This is a genomic window from Bacillus sp. SRL543, from assembly GCF_984799205.1.
Genome location: NZ_OZ481794.1, coordinates 595,570 through 610,208, shown reverse-complemented (window position 1 = coordinate 610,208; position 14,639 = coordinate 595,570). Strand labels below are relative to the sequence as shown.

The 14,639-nt window shown below is 47.2% G+C and carries 15 protein-coding genes; 2 read left to right on the top strand and 13 right to left on the bottom strand.

The genetic code is table 11. From position 1 onward, the window contains the following. Positions 1-82: 82 nt before the first annotated feature. On the bottom strand, positions 83-880 hold the full coding sequence (locus AC4E8B_RS03260) for an alpha/beta hydrolase (RefSeq protein ID WP_490217000.1): 798 nt from the start codon (positions 878-880) through the stop codon (positions 83-85). 79 nt (positions 881-959) lie between these two features. On the opposite strand from AC4E8B_RS03260, the gene AC4E8B_RS03255 reads away from it, so the two are divergent. After that, on the top strand, positions 960-1,166 hold the full coding sequence (locus AC4E8B_RS03255; protein WP_490216998.1) for a hypothetical protein: 207 nt from the start codon (positions 960-962) through the stop codon (positions 1,164-1,166). A 228-nt stretch (positions 1,167-1,394) separates the two neighbouring features. Here the strand turns inward: AC4E8B_RS03255 and AC4E8B_RS03250 are convergent, their stop codons facing one another. From AC4E8B_RS03250 to AC4E8B_RS03210, 9 genes are all read right to left on the bottom strand, one after another. After that, on the bottom strand, positions 1,395-1,574 hold the full coding sequence (locus AC4E8B_RS03250) for a hypothetical protein (protein WP_490216997.1): 180 nt from the start codon (positions 1,572-1,574) through the stop codon (positions 1,395-1,397). Between the two features lie 253 nt (positions 1,575-1,827). Further along, a complete protein-coding gene (locus AC4E8B_RS03245) occupies positions 1,828-2,649 on the bottom strand; it encodes a class I SAM-dependent methyltransferase (protein ID WP_490216995.1) in 822 nt (273 codons plus the stop codon). A gap of 115 nt (positions 2,650-2,764) precedes the next feature. Then, a complete protein-coding gene (locus tag AC4E8B_RS03240; protein WP_490216994.1) occupies positions 2,765-3,106 on the bottom strand; it encodes a DUF3147 family protein in 342 nt (113 codons plus the stop codon). Then, entirely contained in the window at positions 3,107-3,505 is a 399-nt protein-coding gene (locus tag AC4E8B_RS03235; protein ID WP_490216993.1) for a MarR family winged helix-turn-helix transcriptional regulator, read from the bottom strand. It lies immediately after the preceding gene. 98 nt (positions 3,506-3,603) lie between these two features. After that, positions 3,604-4,974 carry an aspartate kinase gene (locus AC4E8B_RS03230; protein WP_490216991.1) on the bottom strand — a complete coding sequence of 457 codons (1,371 nt, stop codon included), beginning with the start codon at positions 4,972-4,974 and terminating at the stop codon, positions 3,604-3,606. Positions 4,975-5,379: 405 nt separating this feature from the next. Continuing rightward, a complete protein-coding gene (locus AC4E8B_RS03225; protein ID WP_490216989.1) occupies positions 5,380-5,985 on the bottom strand; it encodes a response regulator in 606 nt (201 codons plus the stop codon). Between the two features lie 15 nt (positions 5,986-6,000). Further along, positions 6,001-7,122, bottom strand: a complete 1,122-nt coding sequence (locus AC4E8B_RS03220; protein WP_490216988.1) for a sensor histidine kinase — start codon at positions 7,120-7,122, stop codon at positions 6,001-6,003. Beyond that, positions 7,123-7,863 (bottom strand): ABC transporter permease, encoded by a 741-nt coding sequence (locus AC4E8B_RS03215; protein WP_490216986.1) that lies wholly within the window; start codon positions 7,861-7,863, stop codon positions 7,123-7,125. It lies immediately after the preceding gene. A gap of 2 nt (positions 7,864-7,865) precedes the next feature. Further along, positions 7,866-8,804 (bottom strand): ABC transporter ATP-binding protein, encoded by a 939-nt coding sequence (locus tag AC4E8B_RS03210; RefSeq protein ID WP_490216985.1) that lies wholly within the window; start codon positions 8,802-8,804, stop codon positions 7,866-7,868. 317 nt (positions 8,805-9,121) lie between these two features. On the opposite strand from AC4E8B_RS03210, the gene yiaA reads away from it, so the two are divergent. After that, positions 9,122-9,595: an inner membrane protein YiaA gene (gene yiaA, locus AC4E8B_RS03205; protein ID WP_490216984.1), complete on the top strand. Its 474-nt coding sequence runs from the start codon at positions 9,122-9,124 to the stop codon at positions 9,593-9,595. Positions 9,596-9,724: 129 nt separating this feature from the next. On the opposite strand, the gene AC4E8B_RS03200 is transcribed toward yiaA, so the two are convergent. The 3 genes from AC4E8B_RS03200 to AC4E8B_RS03190 form a co-directional block, all read right to left on the bottom strand. Continuing rightward, positions 9,725-12,451 carry a dynamin family protein gene (locus tag AC4E8B_RS03200; protein ID WP_490216983.1) on the bottom strand — a complete coding sequence of 909 codons (2,727 nt, stop codon included), beginning with the start codon at positions 12,449-12,451 and terminating at the stop codon, positions 9,725-9,727. 284 nt (positions 12,452-12,735) lie between these two features. Then, positions 12,736-13,254 (bottom strand): YflT domain-containing protein, encoded by a 519-nt coding sequence (locus tag AC4E8B_RS03195; RefSeq protein ID WP_490216981.1) that lies wholly within the window; start codon positions 13,252-13,254, stop codon positions 12,736-12,738. A gap of 71 nt (positions 13,255-13,325) precedes the next feature. Beyond that, positions 13,326-14,522: a class I SAM-dependent rRNA methyltransferase gene (locus AC4E8B_RS03190; protein WP_490216980.1), complete on the bottom strand. Its 1,197-nt coding sequence runs from the start codon at positions 14,520-14,522 to the stop codon at positions 13,326-13,328. Positions 14,523-14,639: the final 117 nt, after the last annotated feature.

The following is a 14,639-nucleotide window of genomic DNA, read 5'->3' as shown; positions in this document are numbered from 1 at the left end:
ACCCCGGTTCCGTCTTAAAAAAACTTGAATGTGCTGCAAAACACATTCAAACTTTTTAGGGAGGAATAACGAAGGAGGCGCTTCAATGACCATAGGATCCGGCTGCTTTGATTCTGCATGCAATCAGCCTCCAAGCCTCTTCCGCACTTTCTTTTGGGCCAAGATGGGTAAAGGCATGTGCACAGTCCCTGAACAGCTCATCTTGAACATTCACCCCTGCTGCTTTTAATTTCTCAGAATAATATTCGGCTTCCGGCCTGAATGCGTCGTATTCCGCTATCAGGATAAGGGCAGGAGCTAAGCGATCACTCACTTCAGCACGAACAGGGGAAGCGTGCGGATGCTCTGCTTGTTTTTTGCCAGGTACATAGCACATATTCAAAAAATGTGCTGCTTGAGGATATCGGGCACGCCACTTATCAGGCTCCGGTTTCTCAGCATGCGGAGTGGCAAAATCCAGCATCGGGCAGGACAGCACCTGGAGCAGCGGCTGATCTTCTTCTTTCTCCTCCAGGTAGAGACAGAGGGCTGCTGCGATATTCGCCCCTGAACTTTGTCCGCCAACCATGATTTTTTCCGCATCAATACCCAAATCATCGGCTCTTTCCTTTATCCATTGAATAATTTCATAGCCCTGCTCAATAGGCTTGGGGAAAGGGTACTCCGGTGCTTTCGCATAATCGACATTAATAACAGCACATTCTGCCTGATTGGCCAGGTAGCGGCAATAAGGATCATCCATCTCTTTTTCATTCATGATGAACGCTCCGCCATGGAAATTGATATAAACAGGATACTTCTCCTGTTTTGCTTCCAAAGGATAATACAAGGAAATCTCAGCAGGCTGGACAGATGTTTCAACCACCATATCTTTCTTCATCTTTACTTGCTGCCTGGGAATCAAAGGATTCTTTTTTGCCTGATTAGGGAGGAGACGCAGCATTTTTGCAATCATCACAGTGAACATAAGTGTAACCTCACTTTTTAACATTTTAGCTGGAATGAAACGCTTTTATACTCAAAACCGTGCTGCTCCAGGAATGGAAATGAACAAAATTTCAGCGGTTTCTAAAACTTCTTTTCTTTTCTTCTCCATTCCCGTTTTGCTTCCGGATGATAGCAGTGTTGTGAAAATGGGCTTCAGGTATGTATTTATTTTTCTATGAATCTATTCATCCAAAAGAGGCATAAACCTGCTTTATAAAGAATGGCGCCTTGCTCCACATACTTAACTTAGCAAATGTGGGGCCAGACACCTATTTTGAATATGCCATATTAATACTCCCCTTTTACGGAATAAAAAAAACTGCCCGGAATGGCAGCAGTCTTGGACATAAACACTTGGACATAAACACTTGTTAGTTGAAAAAGCTTACATTAGTTAACTAAAACCCTCACCTGGTCAAAACATAATATATAACGTAGAACCAGCTAAAGAACCCGTGAATGATTGCCCAGAGAACTGATTTATGAATACTCCAGGAAATTGTAATAGCCAAAGCAGCACCAAAAGTGATTGCACTTTTTGACCCAGCCGGTGCATTAAATCTTTTTTCTGTCTTTTCTTTCATCATCTGACCCTCCTTTTCTCTTTAATCAATAATCCTTTTCTTTAAGTTAATTTTATTTCTCATTGAAAGGATTATTCCTTCCTACTATTAATTATCTTTCATGGCAATTCAGCTTACCTGTTAGTCATATAAGAAAAGCCGCCTGGTATTGGCAGCTGAATCTTATAATTGTCCTGTAAGGGAGAAAAAGTGCCCGCCCCATGCCATTCTGTCTGCTGATTGATGGGCTGTTTCAGCAGCGGACATTTTTACAGCCTCATGTTGCACAAAGTATAAAGCTGTCGAGCGACTGCTCTGCTTTGGCATGATTCATCAGTTCATAATAGCTGCTGACTAGGGTTTGAACCATTTTTGATGCGTGTGAAAATTCAGGGCGGATGCTGTTCGCATAATCTTTTTCCCATTTAGCATCCTGCAGATAAGAAGCATTTACAGACAGCCGGCTTTCAACTGTATATCCTGCCTGCTCCAGAAGCTCCCGGATTTGGGACTTGTGGAATAAGTTTTGGATATTTCCCTCATTGTCCACAAAATTTGAATATAGTGCGAGAATTGAAGCAGCACAAAAATGAACGCGCTGGTCCAGATTGGTGAAATCAAGATCCCACTCCGCGAAACAGATTCTTTTTGCCAGCGTGCGGAGCTTGGCAAAAGTCCGAAGCAAATCCTCCGGGTGCTTAAAATACCAGGAGCAATGAGATAGAACGGCCACATCGAAAGGAGCCATCCCTGTAAAGCTGTCAAGATCGGTTTCAAAGTGGAACGAAATGCGGTCCCCCAGGGAGGAGTTCTTAATTCTTTCGGCAGCCTCCCCCAAAGTAAACGGAGCGCCATAGTCCGGACTGGCGACATCCATCGCCAGAACAAATCCTTCATTCCCAACTGCATCTGCAAGTGCCACCGTAGTGTCTCCCTGTCCGCAGCCAACCTCCAGCACACGCATGCCTTCCTTGATCTGAAAGGCAGCAGCCAAATCCAACCGGTGCTGCAGCTGGATCTGCTGCACAGTGTCGTCTTCAAAAAGTTTATAATTCTTGATAAAGGCTTGAGTTGTTTCTTTTATCTCTAAATTTGTCATGCGTCATGCCCCCTAATAGTTGCAGCTAGGTAGTTCCATTCTTAAGCCTTCCTGTTAACTGTTCGCTGAATACTCTTAAAAATCCTTCAATTTAACTGATTGGAGGGGAAACTGTTCACCTAATAAATGCTTGAGTTAAATAATTTTGAATCAGCAAAGATAGTCCCCATCCTGCAATTCCCATCGCAATTGCCCAGGGCAGCTGGATTGCCTGTTTAAAAGCTGCATAAATGATAACCAGCATGACCATCGTTGCAGGGAGGCCTGACAGCACCCCAAAAGTAAAACGCGTGACATTTTGCGCAGGTTCCCCCTGGACATACAGCCATATGATGCTCAGCAAACTGACAAGCGGCAAAGCAGCGATCACGCCTCCATATAACGGAAACCTCCTCGCCAATTCTGTGATGATGCCAATGATCGCTGCTGAACTCAAAATTTTAATGAGCGTATACATCTACTTGGATGCCTCGCTAAGCAGCTGAAATGCGTTAAGTATCTGCTGCCTTTCTTCGGCAGACAATCTCTCAAGAGCAGCTTTCAGTTTTTCCCCGTCCAGTTCTGTATTCTTTTTAAGCACCATCATTCCAGACTCTGTCATGTGCAAATAAACTTTCCGCTGGTCCTTTTCATCCCGCTCTTTATATAGCCATCCGCCCGCTGTCAGCTTTTTCACATGCTCTGAAGCTGTATTATGTGAAATGGACAGCTGTGAAGCAATATCTCCAATCATCACTGTTTCAGTTTTTTGGACCATTTGCAGGATGCGTACGCTTTGGTGGGAGATGGGTTCTTGCTGGACCGGGTGTAAATGGAAATAAATATCAGTAAAATATTCGTTGATTTGTTTAATCATACTAACACTCCTTTTTTATCGTTACTTACGATTATATCGTATATAGCGATATATTTATATAAAAATAAACCTGACTGCTATGCAATCAGGTTTATCAACTATCTTACAGCTGTCCGCGCCGGTTCAAAGAACTCTTCGTAAAGCGCTCTGACTGCCCTTTTTTCATCATTTTCTTTTACACCGAACATCATGCTGACTTCCGAAGAGCCCTGGTTGATCATCTCGATATTTACCTTCGCTGCCGCCAGTGCCTTTGATGCCCTGGCCATTGTGCCTACATTATGCCTCATTCCTTCACCGACGACCATAATGAGGGCCAGATCATGTTCAATGATTACTTCATCTGCCTCCAGCTCCTTTTTGATTCTTGCTGCAATTTCTTCTTCAGCAGCTTTATCGAATTGCTGCTGCCTTAAAATAATGGAAAGGTCATCAATTCCTGAAGGTGTGTGTTCATAGGATAATCCGAAATCCTCGAGAATCTGCAGGATTCTGCGGCCAAAGCCGATTTCCCGGTTCATCAGGTACTTGCTCACATAAATGCTGCAGAATCCTTTATCACTGGCGATTCCGATGACCGGCCCGTTTGTATTGTCCCTTTCGCCGACGATCCTGGTGCCGGGCGCTTCCGGATTATTTGTATTTTTCACATTGACGGTGATGCCGGCCTTGTACGCAGGGATCAGCGCTTCATCATGGAACACGGAAAATCCTGCATACGACAGCTCCCGCATCTCTCTGTAGGTCAGCTCCCTGATTTCCTTCGGCGAACTCACCATATGGGGATTCACCGAATAAACAGCATCCACATCGGTGAAATTTTCATAAAGCTCAGCCTCAATGCCGTTTGCCAATATCGATCCGGTAATATCCGAACCGCTCCTCGAAAAAGTCAGGACATCCCCTTCCTTGCTGCAGCCGAAAAATCCCGGGAAAATGATGATGCCTTCACGCTCCCGCAATGACTTTAAATTAAGATAGGCTTCAGGAAGCGCCCTTGCATTTCCGGGCTCATCCGTCACAATAAGCCCTGCTTCCCCAGGATTGACGTATGCTGCATCAATCCCCCTTTTCCTGAAATATTCCGCTATCAATCTCGCATTCAGATCCTCGCCGCATGCCTTTACTTTTTCAAGAAAATATTCCGGCCGCTCTTTGCCGGAGCCCATTGTATCCAGGAGCCGTCCCCTGACCTCTTCTTCTGCCCCGGCACCAAGATCCAGCTCCGCTGCTATCCGGCCGTACCGTTCAACAATCTTTTCAAGCTTCGGAGGCACCCCTTCATTTTCAAGAGCATATATCCCGCAGTCTATCAGCATATCTGTCACTTTCTCATCCTCCGGAAAACGCTTGCCCGGAGCTGATACAACAATGATCTTACGGCTCTCATCGGCTGCTGCAATCTCAAAAACTTTTTCGACTGCACGGCCAGAAGCAAGAGATGAACCGCCAAACTTTACAACCTTCATTTCCACATCTCCCATAAATGCAGTTTCCCTGCTAAAATTTAACTATTATTATCATGCTTTAAAGCAGAAAAAGCAATAGTTTTTCCTCTCTAAAAGGACAAATGTTTTTTCCGCAAGTACAAATGACTGGCTAACGTTTTGGTTTTAGCGTGAATGCAGGTATGTACGGCGGACCCCGCTGGGGGGTATATGCCTTTCCCTTACCGCTGCTCATGTACTCCAGGTGCCCAGGATACATGACTACACACTTTCTCACACACTCATTTACTCCAGACCTGCTCCCGCCATACATTTCAAGCCCTTCCCTCCTCCTGTCAAGTACTTGTTGCCGCCCTGCGGATAGCCTGCGCAACAGAAAAAGCCCCGGCAAAAAGCCAGAGCCTGATTTCCACTTATTTTCTTCGGCTATTTAATCCAGCCCTTCGCCTTTGCCTGGTTGACGGCTTCAATCCGATTGGCTGCCCCAAGCTTGCCGATGATTTCGGACATATAGTTTCGGACTGTTCCGTGCGACAAATACAGCTGTGAGGCTATCTGGGCCATTGTATGGCCTGCGGCGGCGGATTCAAGTATTTCGGTTTCCCTTGGGGTGAGCGGGCTTTTTTCCTCCCACATGGCAAGTGAAAGCTCCGGTGAAATCATTCTGTTACCGGCATGCACCCGGCGGACCGCTTCTGCCAGGTCCCTGCTCGGGGTATCCTTCAGCAGATAGCCGCCCACTCCTGCCGCGATCGCCCGCTGGAAATAGCCTGGTCTTGCAAAAGTGGTCAGGATGATCACCCTGCAGGATGAACCGGAATTCTTCAAGGCCTCTGCCACTTCGAGACCGGTCATCAAAGGCATCTCTATATCTACTATTAATACATCGGGCTTGTGCTTTTCGACGAGCTCCAGGGTTTCCCTGCCGTTTTCTCCCTGTGCAGCCACTTCAATATCATCCTCCAGCTCAAGCAGAGAGGCGAGTGCGCCAAGCAGAAGGCGCTGGTCCTCGCCCAGTACAATCCTGATCATTTGCCATCTCCCCCTTTAAAATCCTTCCCGGATGACCTGCGGTATGCTCATCATGATATCTGTTCCTTTTCCTGGCGCCGAACTGATCTGGAGGCTGCCTTCCACAAGCTGGAGCCTTTCCTTCATCCCCGCTAGCCCATTTCCCGAGTGTTTGGCGATCATCGAGAAATCAAACCCTATTCCATTGTCCTGGAGAGAGAGCTGGATTTCTTCCTCTGTTTCTGCCGCTGTCAGTACACATCTGGCTGCCCTGCTGTATTTGACCATATTGGTGATCGCTTCGCGCACGCACATGGCCAGAATCCTCTCCTGGAGCGGTGTCAGGCTGGACAGTACAGGATGTGTTTTATAGATGAATTCAATGCCGGCAGCCGCGCAAAGCGTCTGGGCATGCCCGGCTTCCTCTTCAAGCCTGACAATGTTCATATCTGAAACCAGATCACGCATTTCCTTCAAAGCCGTCCTCGCCGTCTGCTGGATGTCCATTGCTTCCTTTTCCGTCCGTATCGGATCTTTGGAGGCCAGCCGGGCTGTGAGCTCGCTTTTCAGTGCAATCAATGAAAGGGTGTGGCCGAGCGTATCATGGAGCTCTCTTGCAATCCTCTGCCTTTCCCCCTGCTGTGCCAGGCGTTCTATCTGCATATTGGCAACCTGCAGCTGCTCTGACATATCCTTATATTTTGCAGAAGCTTTTACGACGAAAGGAAGAATGGTCCCGCCAAATAAAGGCGGGCTTATGCCGGAAAGCATGAGAGGCTCCATGAGAATACCCGACTGGATCAGGACAGCTGCACTGGCTGCACCGAAGAAGGCACACAGGACATACATCGTTTTCAGCGGCAGTCTGACCAGATGATTGAGCACCAGAAAGATGAGATACAGATACAGAGGATTATAGAAAAAGCTGAATAACAGTGTCATGCCGACCATCAATGCAATGATCGGAGTTTCATATTTTCTGGTCCAGTACAGATGCCTGTAAAAAAAGAGATAGGCCAGCAGCAGGAAAAAGCCCGCTTCCCTCATAAGCGGGGCTTCACCTAGCATGAAATATACAGGCAGCGCAAAGTTGGCAAGATAGATATATGGAGGCCAGCCTTCCGAGGCAGGAAATAACTTTTTCCAGTAAAGATTCACTTATACCGCATCCCGTTTCTTTAGAATATAGCTTGATAGTACCATAAATAAAACCGTGCAGGCGCCCAGATAGAAAATATTTTCCAATGAAATGTAGTTGCCTGAAAGCACTTCCCAGGCCCCATTTGCGTAATGATAGGACGGCAGCCATTTTCCGGCGGCCTGCATCCAGCCTGGAAGGGCCTCCAGCGGCATCCACAGCCCGCCTGCGATGGCCAGCCCCATCAAGAGGACATTTGATATCGCAATGGCGGCATCCGCATTCCGCATTGTGCCGACCAAAGCTCCCAATGCCAGGAACGGGAGGCTTCCGCACAGCAGCCAAATCGTACAGGCTGCCCACTGCAGGGGAGTAAGATGGAGATCATATACAATAGCTGCCAGCGGAAACAGCAGCAGGATGATCAGCAGATGGATGAGCATCTGCGAAGCAACTTTAGCGCTTATCCAGGTGAAATGTGACAGGGGGGTGAGCTGAAGCTGGCGGATCCACCCTTCCTTCCTTTCAAAAGCAAGGCGGATGCCAAACTGGGATGTAGCTGTCCCTATCAGTGAAAAAGCGGTCATGGACATAAGCGAGTATGCTCCCCATGAAGTACCTGCTATTTCCTTGTCTGCTCCGTTCAGGCTGGCAAACAGAAAGTAAAATACAAATGGCATCAAGAGGGAAAACAGCAGGAAAAATGGGCTTCTGACAATCCGCAGGCTCTCTGCCTTCCATTGAGAAAGAAACATATTCATGTTTAAGCACCTTCCTTTTTTTCTGAATGCTGATCCTGTATATCTGTCAGCTGCCTGAAAGCGGCTTCCAGACTGCCGGAGGAAACCTGGACATCCCTGATTTCCCAGCCTGATGAAATGATATTCCGCAATAATTCATCCGTTTCCCGAGCATATAGAGAATAAGCATTGCCGCTTTTCTCCGCCCTCTCGACACCCGGCAGTCCACTCAGGAGATTCAGATCCAGCTCCTGGGAAGAGCGGAAGGAAACAGTCCTTGATGATACTCTTGCCTTAAGTGCCTGCGGAGTGCCGGCAGCGATGAGCTTCCCTTCCGCCATTACACAGATCTGGTCAGAAACGGCGTCCGCCTCCTCCAGGTAGTGGGTGGTCAGGAGAATCGTCTTCCCGTCATTCGCAAGAGCGCTGATCACTTCCCAAAAGCGGAACCTCGACTCTACATCCATCCCGACAGTAGGTTCATCCAGGATCATGAGGCTCGGATTGCCTGCAAGTGCCTGCGCGAATGCAAGCCTCCTCCGCTGGCCCCCTGAAAGCGCAGTTGCTTTCCTTTTTTCTTCCTTATGCAGACCCGAAAGATCCAGCAGCCGCTCATACGATAAAGGATTTTTATAATAGCTGCGGAAAAGCTGCAGGATCTCGCCTGTACGCAAGCCGTCTGCCGGCTTTGTTTCCTGCAGCAGCGCCCCCGTCATTTCCCTGAGCTCCTTGTTCTTCGGCTGCCGCCCGAATATTTCAATACTGCCAGAGGAAGGCTTCAGCATATTAAGCATCAGCCCCACCGCGGTCGTCTTCCCGGCTCCGTTAGGCCCCAGCAGTGCAGTAACTTCTCCTGCATTGACAGTCAAATTCAATCCATCAAGCGCCCTGAAAGAACCATAAGCCTTTACCACATTTTCAAAAACAACTGCCTTGGCCATACTCATCAGCTCCGTCTTCATTAATTAACTTCATTGTAAAACTTTCCAGCTCTGCTCATTAGTACCTACTGTCACCAGATTCATATGACAAATGTCATTTTCCGGTACCTGGTACGCGAAAAAGACACTTGGCCCATTCTGTCCACGGAAGATGCCAGGCACCCTAAAAAGACACTTTCGCCCTATTTGTCCACGAACGGTACCTGGTACACTGAAATGGAAGCTTTCTGCAATTTTTTCTATTCATTTCAAAAATTTTCTATATAATAGATGTTGGAAGATGCTTCAGGATTTTACGGTGCTTTAATTTAATTTGACTAGCTGGAGGCGATTTGGGAATGGCTTATGAAGATGATGTTTTATTAGATAAAGGCACTAATAATGCGCCGAAAAAGAAGGAAGAACGGAAAGAAGGGGAACCGACTGCCGCTTTTAAGGGAGCTTCCTGGGCGGCTTTGCTTGTCGGTGTGGCAGCCTATCTGATCGGGCTGTTCAATGCTGACACCATGCAGCTGAACGAAAAAGGATATTATTTTGCTGTCCTGATTTTCGGCCTCTACTCAGCAGTTTCTTTGCAAAAGGCGGTACGAGACAAAGAAGAGGGAATACCGGTTACCGGCATTTATTATGGACTGAGCTGGTTTGCACTTATTGTGGCCGTTTTATTGATGGCTATCGGCTTGTACAATGCAGGAAGCATTATTTTGAGCGAGAAAGGATTTTATGCGATGTCCTTCGTACTCAGCGTCTTTGCTGCCGTTACAGTCCAGAAGAATATCAGGGATACCCAGCAGGCAAAAGACAGAGATTGAATCAGCTGAGCAAATTAAGACGCTTCAGAACAGATGCTGACATAATCCTGCCCAAAAACACAAAAAGACTGGCCAGAACTAATTCTGGCCAGTCTTTTATTTTCGGTTGCCCAAAGCTTTCCTGCATCCTTACAGACGAACCATCCACTCATACTGCAGCTTCCTGAGCTCAAACAAAGTGATCGGATCGCGGTAAGCCTCCGGATTTTCCTTCATTTTGCTCAGTGCCTGCCCGTTTGCTTCTATAATGTTCAGGGTTTCCTCAACTGTCATGTTGAGGACATTGAATGGATTGCGGAAGAAGATTTTTATATCCCTCTCCAGCGCTTTTTCGAACAGTTCAAACTGCTGCATGAACTTGCTGACGATACTGTCTACACTTTCGCTGTAATCCTCGTTTTCGAGGAATTGTTTATATTTATTGTACAGCATCCCTTTGTTTTGCGGGATGCTGCCAAATAGCTTGCCGGCGCTTTTCAGCAGGAATTGGGAAGGAGTGAAGCGCAAAAGGATGTTCACTTTTTCCATCCTCACTCCGCTTGTCATCCTGTCGGCATCCCTGCGCCAGTCATCCAGCACTTTGAAATCGCACTCAAGCCTGATTTTTTCTTCCCCATACAGTTCATTGAAGCCTTCGCCCATTTCGTATAAATAAGCCTGGCTGTGATTGAATTCCTCTGTCGTAAGGGCAATCCACTCCTGGATGGATCCGTAGAATTCGGGAAGGACTGAATTCTCCAGATACTGCTGGACGCGCTCGTTCATTGCGTCGTTCAGCTCAAGATGGATTTTCCGGAAGTCGCTGTCTTCTGTGACAAGCTCGGAAGTGCCCCGCAGGATCCCCGGGATTTCTTCTTCAAGCTTCCTCTTCATCCGGTCTTTAATAGACTGATAAGATTTTGTGATTGTCCTTGTCTTTTCTTCTTCAATATCGCTGAGCTGGTTGATGGCGCCATTCAGCTTGGTAACCATCTCTTCGTTCCAGCGGATATCCTCCTGCAGCGAATTTTCCACCTCCACCCGCTTATCGAGCAGATAGCTTAAGGCGCGCTGGATATAGATGAGCATACTTTGTGACCTGCCCTCATACCAGTCCCTGCTTAAGGAGTCCCCGAAAAATCCGGCCAAATCTGCCAGCTGCTCCCTGCTTCCATAATGGGAGGAAAAAGCAAACACTTTTCCTTGCGGGAAATAAGACTGAATCTGTGCGGATATCTCATCTACCATTCTTTCAGCCTCACGCTGATCATGGATTGCATCCACCTTGTTCAAGAGGAAGTGCACCTTCTTGAAAGGAGCAGACTCACGAATTCTTTCCAATGCCAGAAGGTCTTCCTCTACAAGGCCTTCAGCTGCATTGATGACATATAAAATGCTGTCTGCCAGCGGGAGATAGTGGGACAGCTCTCCACTTGCCCGGCCTCCCCCATTGACTCCCGGGGTGTCAATGAGTGCAATTCTGTTTTCCTGCAGGAATGGGACAGGGACACGGCAGTCAAAGGCAACTTTTTCTCCTTCAAGGGCAGCGGCTGCTTCATTTTCCTGATATTGCGGGAGGTCCTTCATCAAGATCAGGCCGCTGTCGGTAATTTCACTGAAGGCAGCGTCTTCACCTGCCTTGAACATGCTGACAGAAGCTGTGTCCTCTCCAAGAACCGGCTTGCCCAGCACATAATTAATGAACGCTGACTTCCCGCTTCCAGGCCTGCCGGCAACAAGGATATGGCTGTTATCCAGATCAAGGAGCTCCTCAACCATCCATTCCAGCCTCTGCCCCAGCGGGAGATCATTTTTGAGGGCCCATTTCTTAATATCCGTAAACAATTTATAGCTGTCCTCCAGCCCTCCATTATAGAGGCTTGAGCGGCCAATCAGACTTTCCGCGTCTGCAGCAGCCTCAGGGTCGATTCCTGCGAAAAGCTTATTCCAGGCGAGCAATGCAGCGGAAGCGTGCACGGCATTGGCGGAATCTGTGATCCGGACCCAGTTCACGAGCAGCTCAGGAACAAGCGGCGTCAACTCTTTCACATAATAATTGCCGGTGACAAGCTGCAGATACGTCTCCTTGTACAGGGCGGAAAGCTCATGATATGCAAAAGAACGGTCCGCTTCAAGCTCCAGCATCATTCCGTTGAAATCCTTAAGCCACTGATGGTAGCTGCTTTGGTTCTGGTAATGCTCCCATAGGGATGAGGACAGTTTTTCAAACCTTGATTCGTCTTTATAAAAGACCGTTTTCAGTGCTTCAAGGAAATAAACAGGCTCGAGCTTCCTGGCAGCTCCCTGGTCGATATAGCCGTTCAGGACCGCAAACCATTCTAGCGAGCTCGTGCGTACTCCTTCATTGACGGCAAGTTCAATGGCATTGCCCCAATCCTGGTGCTTTTCGAAAAAGACCCTCGCCAATTCGGTTACATCCGGATAATCCGGGTTGAGGAGAACAGCCTCTTTAATCGTCTGCACGGCCTTGTCAAGCTTGCCCTGGTGAACAAATAAGGAAAACAGCTGGAGCAGGACCTCTGTCTGGAGCACAAGTGATTCTGTTCCGATGGATTTATAGATTTCCTCGGCTGTCGCATGCAGATCCAGCTCCATATAGGCATCAGCTGTATTTTTTTTAGCCCAGTCGCCCAATTCATTATGTATGTTTTCCCATTTGAAAATGGCAGCTTCATAGTCTTTATGGTGAAAATAGATTTCTCCCTGCGCGAATCTGATGACCGAAAGCTCTGGTATTTCTTTTTTCTGCTCCAGGAAATAAGCCTCGCCAAGCACCTGTGCAGGCTGCTCGCCGCTCCGGCCTTCCATGAACATCCCATAATATGATTTATCGATTAATTGCTGTTCTATCGTCATTGTTATCCCCTTATGTAAATAGATTGACCTACTATATGCTAAAGAGATTCCCATTATACTGCACTCTCTATCTTTGTATTCTAGCAAAGAATGGAATGCAACAAATTTCATTTTACTTTCATTTTTGATACAGAAATGTTTCCTTCTGTAATAATTTTAACAGCTCTCTGCAGATATGGTAAATTTTACGCAAAATCTTCTTCCTGCACTGTCCAATGCCTATGCATCAAGCAAAACCCGCCTTTGGAAGAAGGCGGGTCCGCACTGATGATGGATGGAAGCCCTTAGCGTGAGCCTCTTCTCAGGTTGTTTTGTTCATCTGTTGTGTATACGGTTTGCTCCCCGGAAAAGGAAGGGCCGGCATCCGTCCCATCGGCATCTCCGTTCTCGATCTTACCGGCGCCGTACCACTCATCCGCACCGGTTTCAGCATTGGCAAACGCAGAATCTGCATTTACAGCCAGGAGAATCTTGTCATTGTCCATATCTGCTGCATATGATTCTACATTTTCCTCAGCGATTCCATACTTTGTCAGCCTTTCATGGGATTCGCCAAAGTCGCCGTCCAGCGAGAATGCTTCTTTGAGTTTATCCCAGAACGATTCATCATCATGCTCTTTCTGCGCTGAGCCGGCAGTCTTTTCCACATCTGCATTTGTGTATGCATCAAGGGTGTAAATATCCTGCCGCTTTGAAATGACAGCCAGATCCTTTGAATCATAGCCCTTCGCCGTCAATTCCCTGATTGCCTCGATCGTTTCATCTATTGAACTGTAAACACCGATAATATCCCGTTTCATCATGAATGCCTCCTATATGAAAATCCTATATAGGCTGTTTACCCTTTACAGCTGCAGGCAAAACGCAGGCATAATCAAGACAGCTTTTGAATGAAAGCAACTTTCAAATAGTTGCCTTCCTTGAATTCATTAATGGTCCGGAAATCCTTCGGCAGGGAAAATTCCTCCAACAGCTTGTACTTTCCGCCGCTTTCCTTAAAGGCTGCTTCTATAAACCCTTTGAACTTGCCCATACCAAAGGTGCTGCAGTTGGTGGAAGCGACGATGATGCCATCCTTTTCCGTAATCGCAATTGCTTCCTTCAGCAGGTTCTTATAATCCTTGCTTGCGCTGAAGGTATGTTTCTTAGAGCGGGCAAAGCTCGGGGGATCGAGGATCACCATATCAAAGAGGAGCTTTTTCCTTACAGCATATTTAAAATAATGGAAGACATCTTCTACAATGATATCCTGGGCCTCATAATCGATATCATTGATACTGAACTGCTCAATCGTTTTGCTTTTGCTTCTGTTCGCAAGATCCACGCTTGTCGTTTTCACTGCACCGCCCTTTGCCGCAAAAACGGAAAATGCCCCTGTATAGGAAAACGTATTAAGGACGGTCCTGCCTTTCGCATATTGATCCCTGATGGTTTTTCTGACATCGCGCTGATCAAGGAACACGCCGGTCATCGCACCATCATTCAGGTAGATGGCAAAGTTTTCGCCATTTTCTTTGACGATGAGCGGGAACTCTCCCCGCTGCCCCTCGACAAAGTCATCATCCTCCATATAAGAGCCTTTTGCATCAAAGCGTTTCTTTTCATAGATCCCTTTAAAATCAGCCAGGTTCCTTAAAGACTGGAGGATTTCTTCTTTAAACCGGTATATGCCTTCGCTGTACCATGTCAGCAGATAATAGCCGGCAAAATAATCGATGGTCAGCCCGCCGATCCCGTCGCCTTCGCCATTGAAGACGCGAAAAGCGGTCGTATCAGAGCTGCTGAAGAATGCCTCCCGATGCTTAAAAGCCTTTTGAAGCTTTTTTTCGAAAAATCCCTGGTCAATCTCTTCTTGCTCATTACGCGTCAGGATCCAGCCGCAGCCTTTGTTCTGCAATCCATAATAGCCTTTGCCGATGAATTTATTCCTGCTGTCTGCAAGGCGGAAGATTGCCCCCTCTTCCTTCAGATCCGCAAGATTCTCTATTTTATCCTTATAAACAAGGGGAAACCCTTTACTATACTCCTCCTCAGAACGCGCCTTCAGACGGAGATTTACTTCCTGTGCCATATTATCACCCTTCTATATCCTGAGATCAGCTGCCCTGTTCGCCAGCTGTATCTTTTGCTTGTTCCATTTTATCATTCCTGCAGCAGGAGAAGCCAATCGCTGAGAATATCCTAAGGA

Coding starts and splice junctions, on each gene's coding strand:
- yiaA (WP_490216984.1), top strand. CDS start 9,122: ATGGCTTATGAAGATGATGTTTTATTAGATAAAGGCACTAATAATGCG.
- AC4E8B_RS03230 (WP_490216991.1), bottom strand. CDS start 4,974: ATGAAGGTTGTAAAGTTTGGCGGTTCATCTCTTGCTTCTGGCCGTGCA.
- AC4E8B_RS03250 (WP_490216997.1), bottom strand. CDS start 1,574: ATGATGAAAGAAAAGACAGAAAAAAGATTTAATGCACCGGCTGGGTCA.
- AC4E8B_RS03235 (WP_490216993.1), bottom strand. CDS start 3,505: ATGATTAAACAAATCAACGAATATTTTACTGATATTTATTTCCATTTA.
- AC4E8B_RS03215 (WP_490216986.1), bottom strand. CDS start 7,863: ATGAATATGTTTCTTTCTCAATGGAAGGCAGAGAGCCTGCGGATTGTC.
- AC4E8B_RS03245 (WP_490216995.1), bottom strand. CDS start 2,649: ATGACAAATTTAGAGATAAAAGAAACAACTCAAGCCTTTATCAAGAAT.
- AC4E8B_RS03210 (WP_490216985.1), bottom strand. CDS start 8,804: ATGAAGACGGAGCTGATGAGTATGGCCAAGGCAGTTGTTTTTGAAAAT.
- AC4E8B_RS03260 (WP_490217000.1), bottom strand. CDS start 880: ATGAAGAAAGATATGGTGGTTGAAACATCTGTCCAGCCTGCTGAGATT.
- AC4E8B_RS03195 (WP_490216981.1), bottom strand. CDS start 13,254: ATGATGAAACGGGATATTATCGGTGTTTACAGTTCAATAGATGAAACG.
- AC4E8B_RS03225 (WP_490216989.1), bottom strand. CDS start 5,985: ATGATCAGGATTGTACTGGGCGAGGACCAGCGCCTTCTGCTTGGCGCA.
- AC4E8B_RS03240 (WP_490216994.1), bottom strand. CDS start 3,106: ATGTATACGCTCATTAAAATTTTGAGTTCAGCAGCGATCATTGGCATC.
- AC4E8B_RS03190 (WP_490216980.1), bottom strand. CDS start 14,522: ATGGCACAGGAAGTAAATCTCCGTCTGAAGGCGCGTTCTGAGGAGGAG.
- AC4E8B_RS03200 (WP_490216983.1), bottom strand. CDS start 12,451: ATGACGATAGAACAGCAATTAATCGATAAATCATATTATGGGATGTTC.